The 6,628-nt window shown below is 51.1% G+C and carries 5 protein-coding genes; 4 read left to right on the plus strand and 1 reads right to left on the minus strand.

Going from position 1 to position 6,628, the window contains the following annotated elements; all coding sequences use genetic code 11:
• Window positions 1-355: 355 nt before the first annotated feature.
• On the minus strand, window positions 356-1,159 hold the full coding sequence (locus KDK15_RS15000; protein ID WP_257296196.1) for a 5'-3' exonuclease H3TH domain-containing protein: 804 nt from the start codon (window positions 1,157-1,159) through the stop codon (window positions 356-358).
• A gap of 155 nt (window positions 1,160-1,314) precedes the next feature.
• Here KDK15_RS15000 and KDK15_RS15005 point away from each other — a divergent pair, with 155 nt between their 5' ends.
• The 4 genes from KDK15_RS15005 to KDK15_RS15020 all read left to right on the plus strand — a co-directional run bounded on the left by KDK15_RS15005 (window position 1,315) and on the right by KDK15_RS15020 (window position 6,518).
• Window positions 1,315-2,523 (plus strand): O-succinylhomoserine sulfhydrylase, encoded by a 1,209-nt coding sequence (locus tag KDK15_RS15005; protein ID WP_257296197.1) that lies wholly within the window; start codon window positions 1,315-1,317, stop codon window positions 2,521-2,523.
• Window positions 2,524-2,585: 62 nt separating this feature from the next.
• Window positions 2,586-3,488, plus strand: coding sequence for a MoxR family ATPase (locus tag KDK15_RS15010; RefSeq protein ID WP_257296198.1), 903 nt, complete (start codon window positions 2,586-2,588; stop codon window positions 3,486-3,488).
• Between the two features lie 11 nt (window positions 3,489-3,499).
• Window positions 3,500-4,492, plus strand: a complete 993-nt coding sequence (locus KDK15_RS15015; protein ID WP_257296199.1) for a DUF58 domain-containing protein — start codon at window positions 3,500-3,502, stop codon at window positions 4,490-4,492.
• Window positions 4,485-6,518: a DUF3488 and transglutaminase-like domain-containing protein gene (locus KDK15_RS15020; protein WP_257296200.1), complete on the plus strand. Its 2,034-nt coding sequence runs from the start codon at window positions 4,485-4,487 to the stop codon at window positions 6,516-6,518. The genes KDK15_RS15015 and KDK15_RS15020 overlap by 8 nt, the downstream gene beginning before the upstream one ends.
• Window positions 6,519-6,628: the final 110 nt, after the last annotated feature.

Genomic DNA, 6,628 nt, shown 5'->3' on the forward strand with positions numbered 1-6,628 from the left:
GTTCCTTCTATCATTGACGTCCAAACTCCGTTCGTCCTGAGCGGAGTCGAAGGGCTTAAACTCCATGACCTGAATAAAGTCTGTGCTAATCACCCTTCGACTCCGCTCAGGGTGAACGGGGATTGTACACATCAAACTCAATGCAATGATGTGCTATACCCCGTCCAGTTTGAAATCGTGGATTCTTCTGTGAGTCCAGCACCACCGAGATATCATGGGGGGGCTGCATTGCAGAATCCACGGTTTCTATCTGGTTTTGGTTTAAGATGTGCAAGATCGGCCCGCATGCGAACCGACCTTGTATCGATAACTTTTTTCAGAGTTTCGCGACAGCCTTGGGACCCAGTGTTGTTGCCTAACCTTGGGTTTTCTCCTGGTATCGAAGGTCTTTTAAGCTCAACCCTAACTCCACATCATGCTGTAACGTTGCCAAACGTACCGATAACTCGGCTTGTTCCCTCTGCTCCAGCACCTTTTTCAGCGCACCTTTCACCTTCTCCCCATGGGCCACTTCAGGCTCGAAAATCCCATTCAAACTGCCAAACCGGTTAAGTAGCTCGGTTGCGCCTTTCTTTCCTACGCCTTCCACACCGGGAACATCGCCAACACCCGCCATACCCCAGTAGTCCAGTAACTTTTCAGGGGGCATTCCATACTCTGTGCACACAGAGGCACTGTCAAAATTCTCTTTCTGGAAATGATCCCGCTGTATGACCAGTGGCGAATGCAGCAGCTGCCGGTAAGCCTTATCCGTTGACAGAATCACCGTTTTAACATTGGCGGCAATGGCCTTGTGGGTAATGGCACCAATCACGTCGTCAGCTTCTATGCCGTTACGACGAAACGTCATTAATCCCATCTCGCGGAAAGCATTATTGAATTCAACCAGCCTCTGACGTAAGGCCATCGGCATCGGCTTACGCTGGGTTTTATACCCGGGCAGAAGCTGATGTCTCCAGGTAGGAGGGTCGCCATCAAAGACCATCAGAATATGGCTTGGGTTGCACTCTTTGATGGCTCGTTGCACGGACGACAGTGTTGCGGATAAGGCGCCATCCACCTGTTGGTTTTCATCGGCCTGAGGCTCCCTTGAGGGGATGGCCGCATGGATGCGACGTATCAGGTTCAGAGCATCAATCAGAAGCAGTGTTGGTGCCATATTATCGGTTGATTCCAGCGGTGATTATTTACGTTTGACAATGATAACGGAAATTTGCTCAAAGCATGCTGTGGATTTGTTCTGTGTTCTGGTATGTTAACGGACTGGCATAGGTATAAATCCCAAAAAAAATACGCGGTAATTCAGGAAGTTCCATGAATGATCATGATTTGACTGAGGCTCTTGCATTTGCAACCCAGTCTATCCGGGCCGGTTCGTTTCGCAGTGATCAGCGTGAGCACAGCGAAGCCATTTATCTGAGTTCAAGTTTTGTCTATGACAGTGCTGCCCAGGCTCAGGCGGTTTTTGCCGGGGATGAACCAGGTAACGTCTATTCCCGTTATACCAACCCTTCAGTTCAGATGCTGGAAGCGCGCATGGCGGTGCTGGAAGGGAGTGAGGTTGACGATGAGATTACCGCCTGTGCCACGGCTTCTGGTATGGCCGCTATTCTTGGCACCTGTATGTCGCTGCTGAAAAGTGGTGATCATGTGGTTTGTTCCCGCAATGTATTTGGCACAACATTCACTGTCTTTGCCCGGTATTTTGACAAGTTCGGTGTGAGAACCACATTTGTTGATCTGGTGGACTATCAACAGTGGCGAGAGGCGATGACACCACAAACCCGTCTTCTATTTCTGGAAACCCCTTCTAATCCATTGAGTGATGTGGCTGATCTTGAGCTGCTGGCGGATATTGCCCACAGTAACGACGCCTTGCTTATGGTGGATAACTGCTTCTGTACTCCAGCCCTGCAACGTCCACTCTCTTTTGGTGCTGATCTGGTGGTGCATTCGGCGACAAAATACATTGATGGCCAGGGACGTTGCCTGGGGGGCCTGGTGGTTGGCAGGAAACAGCTCGTGGATGAAGTGCACTTATGGCAGCGGGCCGCAGGGGCAACCATGAGTCCGTTCAATGCCTGGGTGTTTTATAAAGGGCTGGAGACGCTCTCTGTGCGTATGGATGCTCACTGTCGAAACGCTTCGGAATTGGCGCTTTGGCTCAGTCAGCATCCGGCAGTGGAGCGTGTCCATTATTCCGGGCTGAACTCCCATCCAGGCCATAAGCTGGCCAAAAAACAGCAGAAAGGTTTTGGTGGCGTGTTGGCTTTTGAAGTGAGAGGTGGTCGGGAGTCAGCCTGGAAAGTGATTGACAGTGTTCAGATTATGTCTCGTACTGCCAATTTGGGGGATACCCGGACCACCATCACCCATCCGGCAACAACGACACATTGTCGTTTGTCCGATGAAGACAAAATAAAGTCAGGTATTACAGAAAGTCTGGTTCGTATTGCCGTTGGTCTTGAGAATATTGATGACCTGAAAGCCGATCTGGAGAAGGGACTCAGGCAGTTGGGATAAGCCCCGTGTATTGCTGTCCAAGAATGGCGCCCTTAATAAGAATAAAGCTGGAACCATAATTTATGAAATCAACGCTGCAGAATTCTCTGGACGCACTGTCTGGTGTTATTCGGGGGAAAGACCGGGAACTTCGGTTGGCATTGTGCTGTATGTTAGCCCGGGGGCATTTGCTAATCGAAGATCTGCCTGGTATGGGGAAAACCGCATTGGCATTGTCTCTGGCCCGATTGCTGGGGTTGGAGTATCAACGGATCCAGTTTACCAGTGACCTATTGCCGGCCGATATTCTGGGCGTTTCTATTTTCGATCGGGCATCATCTGAATTCCAGTTCAAGCCAGGTCCTGTGTTTTCCCAGCTGCTGCTGGCTGATGAAATTAACCGCGCTTCACCCCGAACCCAGAGTGCGCTTCTGGAAGCCATGGAAGAACGACAGGTGACCATAGAAGGGCAGGCCAGATCGCTGCCTGAGCCGTTTGTGGTGATTGCCACCCAGAATCCATTAACGCAACAGGGAACATTCCCGCTACCTGAATCGCAGATGGATCGCTTTTTGATGTGTATTCCCATGGGGTATCCGGATACTGACTCAGAAAAAGCCATTCTCCGGGGCGAGGCCGGGCGATTTCTGGTCAGCCAGCTGGGTCAGTCAGTGACACCAGAAGCGTTCCTGTTGATGCAGCAGGAAGTCGATAACGTCCATGCCAGTGATCTCCTGCTGGATTATTTGCTTCGATTATTGAAGGCCACCCGTGAAGAGGGTTATTTTGCCGTTGGTTTATCCCCAAGGGCGGGCTTGGCACTGTTACAGGCAGCCCGGGCCTGGGCCTACATAGACGGCAGGGATTACCTGATTCCGGAAGATATTCAGGCCGTGTTTGTCCCGGTCGCCACCCACCGGCTTACCATGCAGAAACAGGGCATATCGCCCGGTGAACTCCTTGGCCGCATTAATGCCATGGCTTGAGTAGTTCATCGATGAAAGACTCACTTTTTACAGCATCCCGGCGTCGGCTGAACAGGCATTTTCAGCAGTGGACTGATCAGCGCACACCCAGAGCGACCCGAATTCAGCTTAACCAGCGTCGTATTTATATTGTACCGACAGGCTCCGGATTTTTCTGGCTTTCCATGGTATTGGTGATTTTTCTGGTGGCGGTTAATTACCGTAATTCACTGGCTTATGGTCTCTGCTTCTTTATGCTGAGCCTTTTTTTATTATCGATTATTCATACGTGGCGGAATCTGGCCGGCATTACCCTGGTGGCCAAGAGGGCAGAAGCCGGATTTGCCGGTGAGCTGATACCGGTATCGATAGAATGTCTCAGTGAACGGCGACCGCGTTATGCCATTGCCATTGGCTGGCCAGAAACCGAGTCCGTTGTCGTTAGTTTTGCCAGTGATCGTGAGCAGGGACTGGTTGCTCAGGCTGGATCACGGGGATGGTTTCGGCCCGAACGACTGCGTATAGAAAGTATTTACCCCCTGGGATTATGCCGGGCATGGAGCTGGGTTCGCCTGGATTTTCACTCGTTGGTTTATCCGGCTCCGGATGACCGTTACCCGCTACCGGAGAATGAGACAACAGACGATGGTGAGCGGTCATTGACAACTTCAGGTTTTGAAGAATTTGCCGGATTCAGAAGTTATCAGCAGACAGACACTCCTGCCCATGTTTTCTGGCAGGGCTATGCCCGAACAGGAGAGCTGCTGACCAAGCAGTTTGATCAACCATCAGGCCGTGAACTCTGGTTTTCCCTGGATCAGGTACCGGAAGGGGATCTTGAGCAAAGGCTTTCTGTTCTGGCCGCCTGGTGTCTGCAGTGTGATAAGCAACAATACGCCTATGGTCTGGCACTGGCAGGGCAGCAACTGGCACCCTCAGCAGGTGAGGTGCATTTAAAGCAGTGCCTGGAAATGCTGGCGTTGTATGAGCTGGATCAGGGTATGGTTGGAGGGATAAATGGATAGCCCGGCTGTTTCCCGTTATGCCACGCTCTGGCTTCTGGTGGCACAGGTTATGGTGGCATTGCCGGTGCTTGAGGTTTTGCCCATTGCTGTGCTTCCTCTACTGGTGCTTACCCTGTTTTGGCGTGCACTGATCTGGTTTGGCAGAGGCACCTGGCCCTCAGATCTGTTAAGACGTGTTTTGGTCGCCCTTTCCCTGGTACTTATCATTACTTCCTCTGGTTGGCAATTTTCACTGGAATTGGCCGTGACCTTCCTGGTGACCGGTTATGCGTTGAAAATGCTGGAGATGAAAACCCGCAGGGATGCGCTGGTGATCGCCTATATCGGCTTTTTTGTGGTGGGGGCCGGGGTGATTTATTCCCAGTCCCTGATGCAGGCACTATACCAGTTACTGTGCCTGGGTGTGCTGGTCGCAGCGATTCATGCCATGTATTCGCCAATACATAGCGCTACCGCAAGTTTTTCTATAAAAGGCAGTCTTCGTTTTACTGGCTTTATTCTGCTGCAAGCCCTGCCTTTAACGCTGGCTCTTTTTATTTTTGTTCCCCGTCTTGGCCCATTATGGGCAGTGCCCTGGCCCGAAGGAGAGGCTAAAACCGGGTTATCTGACACGATGCAGCCAGGTGATGTGGCAAGGCTCAGCCAGTCTTATGAGCTGGCTTTTCGAGCTCAGTTTACCGATTCTGTTCCACCGGCCAGGGAACGTTATTGGAGAACGCTGGTTCTTGATCAATACGATGGTGAACAGTGGTGGCAAAGTGACCTGATGGGTTTATTGAACCAGTTTCCGGGGGAAATTGATGATAAGCGAGGCTGGCAGAGCGCGCTGCCAATAAGTGATGGCTGGTGGCAGGTTCAGCCCGGGCGGTACAACTACGAAATCTTATTGGAGCCCAATGGTCGACAGTGGCTTCCCGTTCTGGGGATGGCCGCTGCATCGGTTCCGGAAACAACAGTTTTGAGAACCTTACGACTTGAAGCAGATAAGCCTGTTTTTGAACGACGCTTATACCAGCCTGCGCAACAGAGTGTAGTTGCACAGTCGATTACTATGCCTTCCTGGTTACTGGATCTCAATAAGTCGTTACCTGTCAGTGGCAACGTCCAGAGCCGTATTTTGGCTCAACAGTTATTTGTTGAATCGGGTCGGGATCCGGTGACCATGGGACGGCTGGTAATGGACTATTTCAATCAGGAGCCTTTTTACTACACACTGTCTCCACCGTCGATGGAGCAGAATGAAGTCGATCAATTCCTGTTTGTGCATCGCAGAGGGTTTTGTGAGCACTATGCCAGCAGTTTGGTATTTATGATGCGCTCGGTAGGGATACCTGCGCGCATCGTGACAGGTTATCTCGGAGGGGAATACTTACCTGAAGAACAGGTAGTCAGAGTGCTTCAGCGAGATGCCCATGCCTGGGCAGAGATTTGGGTCGAAGGGCAGGGTTGGGTTCGTTTTGATCCCACCGCAGCGGTAGCGCCGGAGCGTATTGATCTTGGAATTGATGACATGATTGAGCAGGGTGGGTTGCTGCAGGGGGAGATCCCTCTGGCTTACCGTTTTGGTCAGACAGGCTTCTTCAAGTCGGTACGCCACGGCTGGGAGCGACTTGAGTACCGCTGGCAGAAGTCCGTGGTGCAGTACCAGCAGGAAAAGCAGCAGTCTTTTATGAGGGAGTTGTTTGGTACCTCATCCTTTTACTGGCAGCAGATGGGTGTGCTTGGTGCATTGTTAGCGCTGTTTCTTATGTTCTTTGGGGTCTTTGCTCTCTTTCAAAGGCCGACGCTAAATCCTTATCAAAAACTCTGGTTACGACTTGAACGTAAGCTGGTTGTCAGGGGCTTTGAGCGCCAGGCAGGGGAAGGGCCAAAAGATTTCGCATTGAGAGTCAACGCTGAAAATGACGTGTTGGGTGCGCAACTATTATTGATTGTGGATCTCTATATTCAGTCGGCATACTCGGGACGAGTGAAAGTGGATAAACCGTTGCTTGATCAGTTGAGCAAAATGATCAGGCAACTGTAAGTTATACCAATTCCGCCTTCTAAATATGATAGCGAGCAAGTCATTTTGGACCGCGGGGCAAGGCGGAATGACGAGTAATAGCAGGACTATTGCGAGGAATTCCAACGAAG

Source organism: Endozoicomonas sp. YOMI1 (assembly GCF_024606345.1).
In the GTDB taxonomy this organism is placed as follows: domain Bacteria; phylum Pseudomonadota; class Gammaproteobacteria; order Pseudomonadales; family Endozoicomonadaceae; genus Endozoicomonas.

What these genes read in the sequence shown, in the direction of transcription:
- KDK15_RS15000 (WP_257296196.1), bottom strand. Translation starts at nt 1,159, where the DNA reads ATGGCACCAACACTGCTTCTGATTGATGCTCTGAACCTGATACGTCGC.
- KDK15_RS15005 (WP_257296197.1), top strand. Translation starts at nt 1,315, where the DNA reads ATGAATGATCATGATTTGACTGAGGCTCTTGCATTTGCAACCCAGTCT.
- KDK15_RS15010 (WP_257296198.1), top strand. Translation starts at nt 2,586, where the DNA reads ATGAAATCAACGCTGCAGAATTCTCTGGACGCACTGTCTGGTGTTATT.
- KDK15_RS15015 (WP_257296199.1), top strand. Translation starts at nt 3,500, where the DNA reads ATGAAAGACTCACTTTTTACAGCATCCCGGCGTCGGCTGAACAGGCAT.
- KDK15_RS15020 (WP_257296200.1), top strand. Translation starts at nt 4,485, where the DNA reads ATGGATAGCCCGGCTGTTTCCCGTTATGCCACGCTCTGGCTTCTGGTG.